Raw genomic sequence first — 14,853 nt, 5'->3', positions numbered from 1 at the left:
AGGCGGGCCGGTCCCGGTGCCGACCGTGCTTGATGGAGACTTCGACCATGTTGGAGACCTCGGCACGACTCCTGCGCCTGCTCTCGCTGCTCCAGGCCCACCGCGAGTGGTCCGGCGCCGACCTGGCCGACCGGCTCGGAGTCACCGCGCGCACCGTCCGCCGGGACGTGGACCGGCTGCGCGAGCTCGGGTACCCGGTCAACGCCAGCCCCGGCACCGGGGGCGGCTACCAGCTGGGCGCGGGCGCCGAGCTGCCGCCGCTGCTGCTGGACGACGACGAGGCGGTCGCCGTGGCGGTCGGTCTGCGCACCGCCGCCGGTCAGGGCATCGACGGCATCGGCGAGACCTCCGTCCGCGCCCTCACCAAGCTCGAACAGGTGCTGCCGAGCCGGTTGCGCCGCCGGGTGGGCGCCCTCAACGCGTTCACCGTGCCGCTGCTGCACCACGCGCCGCCGTCCTCCGTCGATCCGGCCGTGCTGACCGAGCTGGCCGCGCTGTGCCGGGACGCGGAGCGGCTGCGCTTCGACTACGAGAGCCATGACGGCACGCCCACCCGCCGCAGCGTCGAACCGCACCGCCTGGTCTGCACCGAGCGGCGCTGGTACCTCGTCGCCTGGGACCTGGAGCGCGAGGACTGGCGCACCTTCCGCGTCGACCGCGTCACGCCCAGGCCGCCGCACGGGCCGCGCTTCACCCCGCGCGAGCCCCCGGCCGAGGATCTCGCCGTACACGTCTCGAAGGGCATCTCCACGCGCGCGTACGCCGCGCACGCCCTCGTCCGGCTGCTGGTGCCCCTCCGGGAGGCGGCCGAACGGATCTCGCCGTCCGCCGGGACGCTGGAGGCCGACGGACCGGACGCCTGCCTGCTGCGGACCGGGGCCCCGAACCTCGACCTGATGGTGGTCCACGTGATGATGACGGGCTTCGAGTTCGAGGTCCTGGAGCCGGCCGGGCTGACCGAGCGGATCAGGGCGGCCAGGGACCGGCTGTCGCGCGCGCTGGACCGCGAGCGGGGCCCCGGAGCCGACGGCGATTCTGTGGCGGAACAGTGAAACTCTTATGCTGCGTCAGCTCCCGCCGTACCGCACGGAATCGGAATGGAATGAGGCGCGCGGCCGGTTCTCGCGGCGCTTTCCGCCGGGCTATTCGCCGGGCCGGACCGGTGGGCGGGAATTGCGTTCGAATGCCCGCGGAAGGAGTACGGAACCGCTCATACGTGTGAGGGAGGCCCAACAAAACACACGTCCTGATCCTGTGACAGAAGTGTGACCGGAGAGGGACGGAGAGAGCGGGAGAGGGGCTAGCGTGGCGGGCATGGCATCCATTCCGACTCCACCGGCAGAGCCCCAGGACAGTCCGAACAGCTATGTGGGCCTCGACGCGGCAGAGGCCGAGCGGCTCGCACGCGAGCGCGGCTGGTCGACCGTGCGGTCGCTGCCGCCGGGGGCGATCATCACCATGGAGTTCCGCGTGGGACGGCTCAACTTCGAGGTCAGGGACGGCACGGTGGCGCGCGCCTGGAAGGGCTGAGCGCCGACGTGACGAAGGCCCCGGTTCCGCTGGAGGAACCGGGGCCTTCTTGATGCGGGGCGGGAGTGTGCGTACCGGCCCCGCGGCTCGGTGGGGTCAGCCGCCCGTCGCCGGGCGGGCCGTGGCGGTGCTGGTGCCGCGCGCCACCCGGTCGGGGTGCGGCGGGCGGCGGCTGCCGATCGGGGTGACCGGGGTGCGCTCCGAGCGGGTCGTGTGCGGGCCGGGGGCGAGATGGGGCGCCGGCCGCACGGAACGGCTCGCGCCGACCGTCTCGCGGGCCGCCGGGACCTCCTCGCCGGAGGAGGCGCGGGGCTTGAGCAGCACGGGCGCCGTGACCGGGGACGCAGGCGCCGGAACGGGCGCCGTACGGCCGCTGCGGGCCCGCCAGCGGTCGCGCAGGTCGAAGATCCGGGTCTCGGCCAGGGCGATCAGCGGCTCGCACCACGGGAGGGCGAGCAGGATCAGCAGACCGGCGGCCCAGCCGAGCAGCACGTCGCTCAGCCAGTGCGTGCCCAGGTAGACCGTGGCGAGACCGACGCCGAGCGAGGTCACCGCGGACGCGGCGGACAGCCAGCGGCGGGTGGCCGGGGTGGAGGCCAGATACGCCAGGATTCCCCAGGTCACGACCGCGTTGGCGGTGTGGCCGCTGGGAAATATATCGCCGCCGAGACCCATCTCGTTCGAGCCGATGACGGTCGCGTAGTGCGGGCCGAGACGGCCCATGCCGAGCTTGGCGGCGCCGACCGTGATGTTCAGCAGCAGCAGCGAGGTGCCCAGCGTCAGCAGCGGGCGCAGCGTGTGCTGCCGCCACGAGCGCCAGCCCAGCCAGGCCGCGACCATCACGGCGGTCGGGCCACGCTGGCCGAGGACCACGTAGTAGTCCACGAACCAGTGGATGCCCGCCCACTGCTGGTACGGCCGGAAGAACATGACCTGCCAGTCGAACCGGACCAGCCAGGACGTGGTCACGACGAGCCACACGATCGCCAGGTAGAAGGCCAGGGTCGCCGCGAACAGCACGACCCTGTGCCGGCTCATCCTCGGCACATCGATGTGGGCCGGCCGTTCGGGTTCACGGTCCAGCCTCGCGAACACCCGGTCCAGACGGGTGAGGTTTCGTTCGGTACGCACCCAATCGACGTTACAGCGAGTGAGTGTGGATCCCCGTCGAATCAGCGGCTTTGTGATGACGATGTGATGTGGGAAAGCTCTCAGGAGCGGGTGTATTTCCGAGGATTCCGCAATCCCGGACGGCTCCGTCCTTCAATTCCTTTGATCATGCCGGGGTCGAGTTTTATGGCCCTTATGAATTAGTTCACCAAATGCTGGGGTGGAATTGGCCGGGTGCTCATCGAGCGTAGTCGAGTCGATCATGGTGGACCGGAGCCGTTCAGCCAGAACGCGCCGTACGCCGCCGACGCCACCGCGACACCGCCCACCACCCACGCTGACCTGGACGTACGCAGTCGCGCCAGGGCGAGCGCGAGGGGGAGCAACAGGGGGAAGGCGGGCATCAGCAGGCGCGGTTTCGAGCCGAAGTAGCTCGACGCGCACAGCGCGAGCGCGGTCACGACCCCGGTGTACACGAGGAGTGGCAGCGGCTGGCCCTGCCGGACGCCCACGACGTACAGCCAGAGCACCAGGCCGACGCCGACGATCAGCCCGGTCCCGGCGAGCGCCGACGGGAACGACGTGAACTTGTCGCCGACGAAACGGGCGAAGGCCGCGCCCCCGTCGAAACCGTTCCGCCAGCCCGCCTGCACGTCGAGATAGCCCAGCGGACCCTTGCCGGTGCGCTGCCCGACCCACAGCACGTACCCGGCGGCGCCCAGGGGCGCGATCAGCATCCCGAGGGCGCACCGCCAGTTCCGCGCGCCGGGTGCGGGCGCCGCGCTGCGGTCCCGCACGAAAGAGGGGGCGGCCGTGGACGCGGTGGGGGTGACGGAGGCGGACGGGGTGACGGCCGTGGACCACTCCGCAGGCCCCTTCTGCCCGGACCTCTTCGCGCGCGAGCCGGATCCGGTGAACGACGCGATGCCCGCGACCCACACCGCGGCGACCACCGCGAGCCCCACGGGCCTGGTCAGTCCTGCCAGCAGGGCCAGCGCGCCCGCCGTCGGCCAGCGGCCGGTCAGGACGGCGTACAGCGACCACGCGGCGAGCGCGGTGAACAGCGACTCGCTGTACGCCATCGACTGCACGATCCCCACCGGCAGCACGGCCCACAGCAGCACCGCGCACACCCCGGCCCTGCGGCCGTACACGTGCTCCGCGACCGCGAAGATCCCCCAGGCCGCCGCCAACGAGGCGAGCACGGCGACCACGAACCCGCCGTCGGCGTACGACAGCGGGGACACCGCGTGCACGGCTCTTTCCAGCCAGGGCAGCAGCGGGAAGAAGGCGAGGTTCGAGTGGACATCGCCGTTCGGGAGGCGGACCTCGTAGCCGTACCCCTGATCGGCGACCCGGGTGTACCAGAGGGCGTCCCAGCGGGCCGTCAGCAGGGTGTACGCGCTCTTGCCGCGCGCGGCGCTCCACACCGCGAGCACCACCAGGCCCAGGGCGCGGACGGCGGCGTACCCGAGGAGAGCCGGGGCCGCCCGGCGCAGAGGTGCTGCTAGATCGGTCACGGACCCGATTATCGAGGGACCCCGGAACCGGCAGGCCGGGCGGGGGGCGTGGTCCACGGGCGGGCGAGTGGTGTACGCCACACGTGTTCTCCGGTGAGTGTGAGAGGTCCGCCACGTGGCATTGGCGTGAACTCGCGTACGCTGACGGCTCACTCGCCTTCGTTGCGCGGGTCGGAGACACCGCTCCTCTCCGGCCGCAGTCACGGGGAGTCCCCACCCCGTGAGCCCCGCCGAACGCGAGGGAACATCTGGGAGGTAGTACATGTCCGGGACGACCACGGCCGCCGCAGCGCTGCGCCGTCGGGCGGCCGGGGCCGGTGCCAACCGCTGGGTCGTCCTCGTCGTCCTCTGCGTCAGCCTGCTCCTCGTCGCGCTCGACGCCACCGTGCTGCACGTCGCGGTGCCCGCCGTCACCGAGGACCTCAAACCCGGCGCGATAGAGCTGCTCTGGATCGTCGACGTCTACCCGCTGGTCTGCGCCTCGCTCCTCATCCTCTTCGGCACGCTCGGCGACCGGGTGGGCCGCAGACGCATCCTGCTCCTCGGCTACGGCCTCTTCGGCGTCGCCTCCGCCCTCGCCGCCGTCGCCCACGACGCCCAGGTGCTGATCCTCGCGCGGGCCTTCCTCGGTGTCGGCGGCGCGATGATCATGCCGGCCACGCTGTCGATCCTCCGCCAGGTCTTCCCCGACCGCCGCGAGCGCGCGGTGGCGATCGGCGTGTGGAGCGCCGTGGCGGCGGTCGGCGCGGCCGTGGGCCCGCTGCTCGGCGGCTTCCTGCTCGAACACTTCTGGTGGGGCTCGGTCTTCCTGGTCAACATCCCGCTGATGCTGGTCAGCCTGCCGATCGGCCGGCTCCTGCTCCCCGAGTCCCGCGGCGACCGCGACGGCCCGTGGGACGTCGTCGGCGCGCTCATGGCCGCGGGCGGTCTCTTCGGCGTCGTCTTCGGCGTGAAGCGGCTCGGCGGCGGGGAGCCCGTGGAGAGCGCGTGGACCGTGGCCCCGCTGCTGGTGGGCGCGGTGCTGCTGGTTCTCTTCGTACGACGGCAACGGCGCCGTACGCATCCGCTGGTGGACCTGAAGATGTTCCGCAGGCCGGCGTTCAGCACGTCGGTGGGCTGCATCGTGCTGGCGATGCTGGCACTGGTCGGCCTGGAGCTGATCGCCGCCCAGTACCTGCAGCTGGTGCTCGGCCTCTCCCCGCTGGCGACGGGTCTGCGACTGCTGCCGCTCACGTTCGCGGCGATGGCGGCGGGGCTGTTCGGGGCGCGGATGCTCCGGCGGTTCGGGCCGCGCCGGATGGTGTGCTCCGGGTTCTGCCTCACCGCGTTCTCGGTGCTGACGCTGATCGCGATGGGTGAGCGGGACAACACGGGGCTGCTGCTCTTCGGGTTCCTGCTGCTCGGGTTCGGCCTGGAGATGACGCTCTTCGGGGCGTACGAGTCGATGCTGAGCGAGGCGCCGCCGGCGCAGGCGGGCGGCGCGGCGGCGATCGGCGAGACCTCCTACCAGCTCGGCGCCGGTATCGGCATCGCGCTCCTCGGCAGCGTCATGAACGCGGCCTACGCGCCCGGACTGTCCTCCGTCCCGGGTGTACCGGCGTCCGCGTCGGCGTCCGCGGGGCATTCGCTGGGCGAGGCGTACGACGTGGCCGGGCGGCTCGGCGGGGCCCGTGGCGCCGCCCTGCGCGACGCGGCGCGACACGCTTTCGTCCACGGCCTCCACGTCACGCTTCTCGTGAGCGCGGCGCTGCTCCTGCTGGGCGCGGTGATGGCGTTGCGCCTTCCCCGGATCATGCAGTGCGAGCCCACTCTCGCGGCGGTCCCCGCACCCAGGGAAGCGACCCAGCCCCGAGTCTCCGCCTGACCCACCCCCACGCCCACCTGCCCACCCGCACGGACGGGCAGGTGGCAAAGGCCTTGCACGCTGGACGCACGGCACCCGCCCCCGTAACGTCGACCCGTCCCCAACTAGCGCCGATAGTTTTAATCGCCGGAGGCCCTGTCATGGCTGCGTCCCCGAAGCTGCCCCCCTTCGACCCCACCGACCCCCTCGGCCTCGACGACCTCCTGGACCCCGAGGACCTCGCGATCCGGGACACGGTCAGGACCTGGGCCGCCGACAGGGTGCTGCCGTACGTCGCCGAGTGGTACGAGAAGGGGGAGCTGCCCGGGATCAGGGACCTCGCCAGGGAACTCGGCGGCATCGGCGCCCTCGGCATGTCGCTCGACGGATACGGCTGCGCCGGTGCCTCCGCCGTCCAGTACGGCCTCGCGTGCCTGGAGTTGGAGGCGGCGGACTCCGGCATCCGATCCCTCGTGTCGGTGCAGGGCTCCCTCGCGATGTACGCCATCCACCGCTTCGGCAGCGAGGAGCAGAAGCAGACCTGGCTCCCGCGCATGGCCTCCGGCGAGGTCATCGGCTGCTTCGGCCTCACCGAACCCGACCACGGCTCCGACCCCGCCGCCATGCGCACCTACGCCAAGCGCGACGGCGGTGACTGGGTCCTCAACGGCCGCAAGATGTGGATCACCAACGGGTCGGTGGCCGGCGTCGCCGTCGTATGGGCCCAGACCGACGACGGGATCCGCGGCTTCGTCGTACCGACCGGCAGCGCTGGGTTCTCGGCGCCCGAGATCAAGCACAAGTGGTCACTCCGCGCGTCCGTCACCAGCGAACTCGTCCTCGACGACGTGCGGTTGCCGGCCAATGCGGTGCTTCCCGAGGTCGTAGGACTGAAGGGGCCGCTCAGCTGTCTGTCGCACGCTCGCTACGGGATCGTGTGGGGTGCGATGGGCGCGGCGCGCGCTTCCTTCGAGTCCGCCGTGGAGTACGCGAAGACCCGGGAGCAGTTCGGGCGGCCGATCGGCGGCTTCCAGCTCACCCAGGCCAAGCTCGCCGACATGGCGGTCGAGCTGCACAAGGGGATTCTGCTCGCCCACCATCTGGGGCGGCGCATGGACGCCGGGCGCCTGCGTCCCGAGCAGGTCAGCTTCGGCAAGCTGAACAACGTACGGGAGGCCATCGAGATCTGCCGTACGGCACGGACGATCCTCGGTGCCAACGGGATCTCACTGGAGTACCCCGTGATGCGGCACGCGACGAACCTGGAGTCGGTCCTCACGTACGAGGGCACCGTCGAGATGCACCAGCTCGTGCTGGGCAAGGCGCTCACCGGACTCGACGCCTTCCGCTAGGGGGACCGGGAGACCCGAAGACCCCAAGGCGCGGAGACGCCAAGACGCGAAGACGCGGACAACCCTGCGGGAGGCAGGGCCGATGAGCGGCCCTGCCTCAGCTCTGGTTGAAGAACCCGTCCTCACGGCGCACGGCGGGGTCGCCGCTGACGATCTCCGTGTTGGCGGGGGTCAGCAGGAAGACGCGGTTCGCGACCCGCTCGATGGTGCCGCGCAGGCCGAAGGTGAGGCCTGCCGCGAAGTCGACCACGCGCTTGGCGTCGGTCGCCTCCATCGCTGTGAGGTTCACGATCACCGGGACACCTTCCCGGAACAGCTCACCGATGGCTCGGGCGTCGCGGAAGCTGTCCGGGGTGACGGTGCCGATCCTGCGGCCCTTCACCTCGGCGACGTCCTCGGCCACCTTCACCCGCGGATCCGTGACCCAGGCATCCCCGGGCTGCTCGGTCCCTTCGGAGTAGTCGTCGTCGTAGTAGCGCTCGTCATCGTTGTCGTCAACGAGCCCAAGCCAGGCACTCGCCTTGCGTACCGATCCCATGGACGCCTCCTCTCACAGCGGTCTTTCTTGCTTTCCGCATCCCTATGGTCATCCATGATGCGGATCGCGCGCCAAGTGGATAGACGCCGCGCGGGGGGTTTGTGACGCTACTGGTGCACAGCCAAAACGTCGAGGGCCCCCGTGTATCAAGGGTGTTGCGCGATACGGCTGCTGACTGAGAGTGAAATATGATTCTTCACGGCGACCGGGTGACGGCTGGTGCGTACGGGTGAACGGAGTGGTCGAAGTGAAGCGTCTGCTCAACGCCTGGTCAGTTGCCCTATCGATCTTCGGATGCCCAGTCAGTTGTCGTTCACGCCACGGGGGGTTGTCGTGTTCGGAATGGTCCGGCCTTGCTCGCACCGGCTCGGTGAGAGCCTCAAGACGCAGTGGATGGCGCATTTGTGCGGGCTGTGTCTCGCGCTGCGCGGAGACCACGGTCAGCTCGCGAGGGTTGTCACCAACTACGACGGCCTGATCCTTTCGGTGCTGACGGAGGCTCAGGCCGATCGGGCGGACGGCGGCCGGCGGCGTACGGCCGGGCCGTGCCCCTTGCGCGGGATGCGGACCGCGTCCGTCGCGCAGGGCGAGGGCGCGCGGCTCGCGGCGGCCGTCTCGCTGGTGCTCGCCTCCGCCAAGGTGCGTGACCATGTCGCTGACGGGGACGGGCTGCTGGCCCGCCGGCCGGTGGCACTGGCCGCGCGCCGGGTCGCCGGGAGCTGGGGGCGGGCCGGTGCGCGGACCGGCGCCGACGTCGGGTTCGACGCCGCCGTACTCGTCGACGCGGTGGAGCGGCAGTTCGGCATCGAGGCGCTCGCCGGGCCCGGAACGCCGATCCTGACCGTCACCGAACCGACCGAGACCGCCGCCGCCGCCGCGTTCGCGCACACCGCGATCCTCGCCGGACGGCCCGCCAACGCCGCGCCCCTCGCCGAGGCCGGACGCCTCTTCGGCCGGCTCGCGCATCTTCTGGACGCCGTCGAGGACCAGGAGGCCGACGCGGCGTCGGGTGCCTGGAACCCGCTCACCGCGACCGGCACCCCGCGCACCGAGGCCCGCCGCCTCGCCGACGACGCGCTGCACGGGATACGCCTCGCCCTGCGCGAGACCGAGTTCACCGAAGGCAAGCTGGCGCATCTGCTCCTCGCGCACGAACTGGGCCGCTCGGTCGACCGGGCCTTCGGCACGCAGTCGTGCGGGCACGGACCCGAGGCCGCCTTCGGGCCGCCGCGGACTCCCTATCTGCCGGGCGATCCCCGACACGGCGGCAATCCCTACGGCGGCAGTCCCCATGGCGGCAATCCCTACGGCGGTGAGCCCCCGAGGCCGCCCGAAAGGCGCGGGTTCTGGGCCGGGTGCGCCGTCGCCCTGGGACTCTGCTGCACCTGCAAGGTGTGCTGCGCCGACGAGTTCGAGGGGCCGTGGTCGGGACGGCGGCGCGAGGGCTGCTGCTCCAGCTGCGACTGCTCGTGCTGCGACGCCTGCGAATGCTGCGAGTGCTGTGAATGCCTGTCGTGCTGCGACTGTTGATCCCTGATCCCTGATCCCTGATCCCTGACCCTTCACCCCTGACCCCTGGTCGCTGGTCCGTGAAGGGTGAAGGGCGACGAGTGGCGGTGACCGCCCGTCACCGGCGTTGTATACGCGCCGTATCCGGATCATGGGTGACCTGCGCGGACGGACCGCCGTGTTTCAGCGCGGTAAAACAAAAACATGATCCGGTGACCGGTGCGCGGTGAGTGTCGTTGGGCGGGAGCAGAACCATTTCTGCCCCCAGGTTCGATCTTCCTCGATCCCCCCACCCAACTCGCCACCCACTTAAGGCACTTCAGTGGACGTCACAACAAAAGCGACCACCAGCATCCGCACCAGGCTGCTGAGGATTCTGATCCTCGCCCTCGCGGTGCTGCTCGTCCTGCTCGGTATCGCGGCCGCCGAGCAGATCTCCGCCTATCGCAACGCCTCCGCGACCGCCGCCAACGCCCGCCTGGAGATCACCCTTCAGGGGCTGGTGCACGAACTGCAGAAGGAGCGCGGACTCACCACCGGATACGTGGGCGGCGTACGGCAGTTCAGTGCCAAGCTGCCCGCGCAGCGCAAGGCGACCGACGCGGCACGCCGGCAACTGGACGTGGCCCTGGAGGGACGTACGGACTCCGCCGCCGGTTCGGTGCGCGAGTCCCTCGGCCGGCTCGGCGGCCTCGCCGGCATCCGCAAGGACGCCGACGACGGCTCCGGCGTGGTGAGCGACACCTTCGACTACTTCACCACCACGATCACCGTCCTCGACCGGCTCGACCTCGGTATCGAGGACGTCCACGACGGCCCGCTGCGCGACGCCTACCAGGCCCTCCAAGTCCTCGGCAACGCGAAGGAGTTCACCGGCGAGGAGCGCGCCATCGTGCTCGGCTCGGTGCGCGCGGGGAAGTTCCGCGGCGACGACTACAGCCGCTTCATGGAGATCCGCGCCGGACGCCTCGCCGCCCTCGACGCCTTCCCGCGCTCGGCCACCGCCGTGCAGGAACGCCGGCTGAACACCGCCCTGACCACGCCCGACGCCGAACGCGCGCTGGCGTACGAGAGCAAGGCGGTGCACGGCACCGGAAAGCTGAAGGCGGGCTCGGTCCCGCCGATGGCCTGGTGGGACTCCATGACCTCCACCATCAACGGGATGCGGAGCGTCCAGATCTCCCTCGGCACCGACGTCCAGAACAGGGCCGCCGACCTGGAGGGTTCGGCCCAGCGCGACCTGCTGCTGTTCCTGCTGCTCGCCCTCGGCTCGGTCGTCGCGCTCGCCGCGCTGGCCCTGGACTGCGTACGGTCCGTATCCACGCCGCTCGTCGAACTCGCCCGGCAGGCACGGGAGGTGGCCGGCAGCCGGCTGCCGCAGGCCGTGGCCGCCGTACAGGACGGGTCGTCCGGGGCGGCTCCGCAGCCGCCGGCTCCGCTCGCCGTCGCCGACAAGGCGGGGGCCGAAGTCCGCGAGGTGGCCGACGCGTTCGACCGGGTGCAGCGGTCCGCCTTCGAACTCGCCACCGAACAGGCCGTGTTGCGCCGCAACGCCACCGACTCCCTGGTGAGCCTCGGCCGCCGCAACCAGAACCTGGTGCGCCGCCAGATCAGCTTCATCAACAAGCTGGAGCAGGAGGACGCCGACCCCGCGACCCTCGCGAACCTCTTCGAACTCGACCATCTGGCCACCCGGATGCGCCGCAACGCCGAGAGCCTCCTCGTGCTCGCCGGGGAGTCCAGCCCCCGCCCCTGGTCCACCCCGCTCTCCGTCAACGACGTGCTGCGCGCCGCGCTGTCCGAGGTCGAGGAGTACCGCCGGGTCAGCCTGCGCCGGATCGAGCCCGCGTTCGTCACCGGCTCCGCCGTCGCCGAAATCGCCCATCTGCTGGCCGAGTTGGTGGAGAACGCGCTGAACTTCTCGCCGCCGGACTCCGACGTGGAGATCGAGGGACGGCGGACCAGCGCCGGGTATCTGGTCGCGATCGTCGACCACGGCTTCGGCATGGACACCCAGGCACTCGCCGAGGCGAACGTCCGGCTGTCCGGCACCGCCGGCTTCATGGCCGAACCCACCCGCTTCCTGGGCCACTTCGTGGTCGGCGCCCTCGCCCGCAAGTGCGGTATCGAGGTACGGCTCGGCGAGGCACCGGCGGCCGGTGTCGTGGCCCGGGTGCTCATCCCCGCGGGGCTGTTGACGGAGAAGGGGGTCGAGCAGGGGCCGACGGTTCCCGCCCCGAGGAAGGCGGAGGCCGAGAAGATGGAGAGCCCGGAGACCGAGACGGTGGCCTCCCCGGTCGCCGCCAAGGGCGGTTCGTCCGCCGCGCGCACCCGCAACGGCCTGGTCAAGAGGCCGCAGCGCAGCGGTATCGCGGCCGCGGTGAGCGAGACCGACCGGAGCGGCCGGCCCGCGCCCACCGCGCCGGCGAACCCGGAACGGACCCCTGAACAGGTCTCCGGGATGCTCTCCACCCTGCGCAGCGCCCATATGCGGGGCGGCATCAGCGTCGAGAAGGAGAAGCAGCAGAAGACCGAGAAGGGTGCCGCGAAGAACGCCGGGACGGGCAGCGGGACGACCGTCGGGACGGGCAGCGGGACGCACCCCAAGTCCTCCGCCGACACGACCATCAAGGCGACCGCCGAGACGAACGAGGGTGCTGCCAAGTGACCACCGTCGACACCCCGCACGCCTCGCGGACCTTCAACTGGCTGCTCGCCAACTTCGTCAAGAGCACCGACGGCGTACGAGACGCGGTCGCCGTCTCCTCCGACGGGCTGCTCATCGCCGTCTCGGACGGCCTCGGCCGCACCGAGGCCGACCATCTCGCCGCGATCGTCTCGGGGTTGAGCAGTCTGGCCCGCAGCGCGTCCAAGCGGTACAGCTTCGACGGGGTCAAACTCATCATGATCGAGATGGGCCGGGGCTTCCTGCTCGTCTCGGCGATCCGGGACGGCAGCTGTCTCGGCGTCCTCGCCGACAGCAGCGGTGAACTGGGCCTGGTCGGCTACGAGATGGCCGTACTCGCGGAGCGGGCGGGTGATCTGCTCACCCCGACGCTCATCGCCGATCTGCGGCAGGCGTTGCCCCGGTGAACGGTGAACACCCCAGGGACGTAGAACCTGACGAGGACGCGACGTTCGTCCGGCCGTTCATCATCACCGGCGGCCGGTCCGAGCCTCTCCAGGCCGATCTGCGGCTGGAGACGCTGGTCGTCGCCGTCGGCGTGCCGGATCCGTCGCTCGCGTTCGAGCGGCGCCACATCGTCGCGGTGTGCGAGCAGCCGACGACCGTCGCCGAGGTGGCGCACCGGGTCGGCGTACCCCTCGGAGTGGCCAAGGTGCTGATCTCCGACCTCGTCGTCGCCGGGCAACTCGCCTGCCGGCAACCCGCGGAGCTGCCGCTCCCGATGCTCGAAAGGATCAGGGACCATGTCCGGGCGCTCTGACAAGATCGTGCCGCTGGCCGTGAAGATCGTGGTCAGCGGCGGCCTCGGGGTCGGCAAGACCACGTTCATCGGGGCCATTTCGGAGATCGAACCCCTCGACACGGAGGCGGCGATCACCCAAGTCTCCGTCGGTGTCGACTCGTTGGAGGGCGTCGAGGCGAAGACCACCACGACCGTCGCCCTCGACTTCGGGCGGATCACCCTCGACCCGACGATCGCGCTGTACCTGTTCGGTACGCCCGGACAGGACCGGTTCTCCTTCCTCTGGGACGACTTGGTGGAGGGTGCGCTCGGCACGATCGTCCTCGTGGACACCCGGCGGATCGAGGACTGCTTCCCCGCGGTCGACTACTTCGAGTCGCAGGGCGTGCCGTTCGTCCTCGCCGTCAACCGTTTCGACGGCGCCGAGCGCTTCGACGTGGACGAGGTCCGGGAGGCCCTGGGGCTGGGCGCGGATGTGCCGGTGCTGGACTGCGACGCGCGCGAACGGGACTCCGTACGGGACGTGTTGGGAGAGCTGATGGACCGGGTGATCGGAGTCCGGGCCACCCCGCGTCGCCGTACGGCCGCCCTGTCACGTTAGGGGAGGCCAGGGCGGACGGGAAGAACAGGGAGGACAGGGGGCCGGTGCGTGAACTCGGCTCCCTGCGGCCCTAGTTCTTCAGCTCCGGCGGCGAGATCCGCGACGTGGCTATCGCCGAGCCCGAAGTACCCCACTTCTTCAGGATCTTGGCGTACGTCCCGTCGGCGATCAGCTTGTTCACGGCCGCCTGGAAGGCCGGGGCCAGCTTCGTGTTCTTCTTGAAGGCGAAGCCGACGTCCAGGCGGTGGAACTCGTTGAGGAACTTGACGCCGGTCTGCTGGGCGACGGCGTAGCGCAGCCCGTTGATCGTGGACATCACGACGTCGCTGCGGCCCTGTTGGAGTGACGACCAGATCGCGCCGGACTCGCTGTAGGTCTGCACGCTGTACGCCTTCTCGCCGGCGTCGGTGCAGACCTTCTTGTTCTCCTCCAGGGTGGCCTCGAAGGTGGTGCCCGCGCCGGTCGCGACGTTCAGGCCGCAGAGCTGCTTGAGGTCGGTGACCTTGGTGAGCTTGCTGTCGGAGCGGGTGGCGAAGCCCTGGCCGTCGTTGATGTAGGTGACGAAGTCGATCGACTTGCGCCGTTCGTCGGTCACGCCGAAGTTGCTGGCGCCGAAGTCGTACTTGCCGCTGTCGAGGGCGGGCAGGATCGCCTCGAAACCGGCCTGTTCCGTCTTGAGCGTGATGCCGAGGACCTTGGCGACGGCGTCCGCGAAGTCGACGTCCTGGCCGGTCAGCGTCTTTCCGTCGGACAGGTAGGTGGTGCCGGGCGGTGTGCCGCCGACGGCCACCGCGACGGTCAGGCTCGTGGTGCCGGGCGGGAGCAGTTTCGCCGCCGCCGCGTCCTTCGGGATGGCCGAGACGACGTCCGTGGTGGGGATCTGGTCCGCCTTGGCCGCCGCCGCGTTCGCCGTGGTGCCGGACGCGGCGTCCGAGCCGGAGCCGCAGGCGGTGAGCAACAGGGCCGCCGAGCTGATCAGGGCAAAAGGTGCGAAATGTCGATAGCGGGAGCGCGTGGGCGTACGCATCGTGTGCGGTCTCCTGAGAGCAAGAGTGAAGAGGACCCGAGGGGAGGGGTGAGGGGTGCGCGTGTGAAGGCGACGGAGGAGGTGCGGGGAGAACGCGAGAAGCGCCCGATCGATCAGAGGATCAGGAGATCAGGGCGCGCAGTGGGTCAGCTCAACAGGAAGAGGACCACACTCGACCGAGGTCGATGTGGGAGCGCTTGACCAGCCACTGCTGTGGATGCATGGGCCAAGTGGAACAGGCATCCGGTGGGGCGTCAACCGACTTGAGACGTAGCGCTCACAGTATGGACAGCCTTGACAGCGGGGGGAAACGGCGCCGTACTCTCGGTGGACGGCCCTGCTGAGGGGCTAGGCCGTACCGCGCCGCGAGGCGCTCCGTGTGAAGGCACCACCCG

General features: G+C 70.7%; 13 protein-coding genes. 9 read left to right on the top strand and 4 right to left on the bottom strand.

The window, feature by feature from the left end; all coding sequences use genetic code 11:
* Window positions 1–47 precede the first annotated feature (47 nt).
* The gene (locus ACIPTO_RS28365; RefSeq protein WP_401196724.1) at window positions 48–1,052 is read left to right on the top strand and encodes a helix-turn-helix transcriptional regulator; all 1,005 of its coding nucleotides are present in this window, start codon (window positions 48–50) and stop codon (window positions 1,050–1,052) included.
* 262 nt (window positions 1,053–1,314) lie between these two features.
* Window positions 1,315–1,530, top strand: coding sequence for an I78 family peptidase inhibitor (locus tag ACIPTO_RS28360; RefSeq protein ID WP_366321590.1), 216 nt, complete (start codon window positions 1,315–1,317; stop codon window positions 1,528–1,530).
* 96 nt (window positions 1,531–1,626) lie between these two features.
* On the opposite strand, the gene ACIPTO_RS28355 is transcribed toward ACIPTO_RS28360, so the two are convergent.
* Complete coding sequence (locus ACIPTO_RS28355; protein WP_366321588.1) at window positions 1,627–2,661, bottom strand: phosphatase PAP2 family protein; 1,035 nt, start codon at window positions 2,659–2,661, stop codon at window positions 1,627–1,629.
* Between the two features lie 239 nt (window positions 2,662–2,900).
* Entirely contained in the window at window positions 2,901–4,160 is a 1,260-nt protein-coding gene (locus ACIPTO_RS28350) for a hypothetical protein (RefSeq protein WP_401196720.1), read from the bottom strand.
* Window positions 4,161–4,422: 262 nt separating this feature from the next.
* On the opposite strand from ACIPTO_RS28350, the gene ACIPTO_RS28345 reads away from it, so the two are divergent.
* A complete protein-coding gene (locus ACIPTO_RS28345; RefSeq protein ID WP_401196717.1) occupies window positions 4,423–6,024 on the top strand; it encodes an MFS transporter in 1,602 nt (533 codons plus the stop codon).
* 140 nt (window positions 6,025–6,164) lie between these two features.
* Window positions 6,165–7,355 carry an acyl-CoA dehydrogenase family protein gene (locus ACIPTO_RS28340; RefSeq protein WP_401196715.1) on the top strand — a complete coding sequence of 397 codons (1,191 nt, stop codon included), beginning with the start codon at window positions 6,165–6,167 and terminating at the stop codon, window positions 7,353–7,355.
* Window positions 7,356–7,452: 97 nt separating this feature from the next.
* Here the strand turns inward: ACIPTO_RS28340 and ACIPTO_RS28335 are convergent, their stop codons facing one another.
* The gene (locus ACIPTO_RS28335) at window positions 7,453–7,893 is read right to left on the bottom strand and encodes a cell division protein SepF (RefSeq protein WP_019059292.1); all 441 of its coding nucleotides are present in this window, start codon (window positions 7,891–7,893) and stop codon (window positions 7,453–7,455) included.
* Between the two features lie 333 nt (window positions 7,894–8,226).
* Here ACIPTO_RS28335 and ACIPTO_RS28330 point away from each other — a divergent pair, with 333 nt between their 5' ends.
* The 5 genes from ACIPTO_RS28330 (at window position 8,227) to ACIPTO_RS28310 (ending at window position 13,431) form a co-directional block, all read left to right on the top strand.
* Window positions 8,227–9,423 (top strand): DUF5685 family protein, encoded by a 1,197-nt coding sequence (locus tag ACIPTO_RS28330; protein ID WP_401196712.1) that lies wholly within the window; start codon window positions 8,227–8,229, stop codon window positions 9,421–9,423.
* A gap of 301 nt (window positions 9,424–9,724) precedes the next feature.
* Window positions 9,725–12,070: a nitrate- and nitrite sensing domain-containing protein gene (locus ACIPTO_RS28325; protein WP_401196709.1), complete on the top strand. Its 2,346-nt coding sequence runs from the start codon at window positions 9,725–9,727 to the stop codon at window positions 12,068–12,070.
* Window positions 12,067–12,495: a roadblock/LC7 domain-containing protein gene (locus ACIPTO_RS28320; RefSeq protein ID WP_366321576.1), complete on the top strand. Its 429-nt coding sequence runs from the start codon at window positions 12,067–12,069 to the stop codon at window positions 12,493–12,495. The genes ACIPTO_RS28325 and ACIPTO_RS28320 overlap by 4 nt, the downstream gene beginning before the upstream one ends.
* Complete coding sequence (locus ACIPTO_RS28315; protein ID WP_366321574.1) at window positions 12,492–12,848, top strand: DUF742 domain-containing protein; 357 nt, start codon at window positions 12,492–12,494, stop codon at window positions 12,846–12,848. Before ACIPTO_RS28320 ends, ACIPTO_RS28315 begins: the two co-directional genes overlap by 4 nt.
* Window positions 12,832–13,431, top strand: a complete 600-nt coding sequence (locus tag ACIPTO_RS28310) for an ATP/GTP-binding protein (RefSeq protein WP_366321572.1) — start codon at window positions 12,832–12,834, stop codon at window positions 13,429–13,431. The genes ACIPTO_RS28315 and ACIPTO_RS28310 overlap by 17 nt, the downstream gene beginning before the upstream one ends.
* Before the next feature lie 70 nt (window positions 13,432–13,501).
* On the opposite strand, the gene ACIPTO_RS28305 is transcribed toward ACIPTO_RS28310, so the two are convergent.
* Window positions 13,502–14,458: an ABC transporter substrate-binding protein gene (locus ACIPTO_RS28305; protein ID WP_401196705.1), complete on the bottom strand. Its 957-nt coding sequence runs from the start codon at window positions 14,456–14,458 to the stop codon at window positions 13,502–13,504.
* Window positions 14,459–14,853: the final 395 nt, after the last annotated feature.

Origin of the sequence: Streptomyces sp. NPDC090083, assembly GCF_044747445.1 — a bacterium.
Classification (GTDB): Bacteria; Actinomycetota; Actinomycetes; order Streptomycetales; family Streptomycetaceae; genus Streptomyces.
The sequence above is the reverse complement of the archived record's forward strand: the minus strand, read 5'-3'. Positions and strand labels throughout refer to the sequence as shown.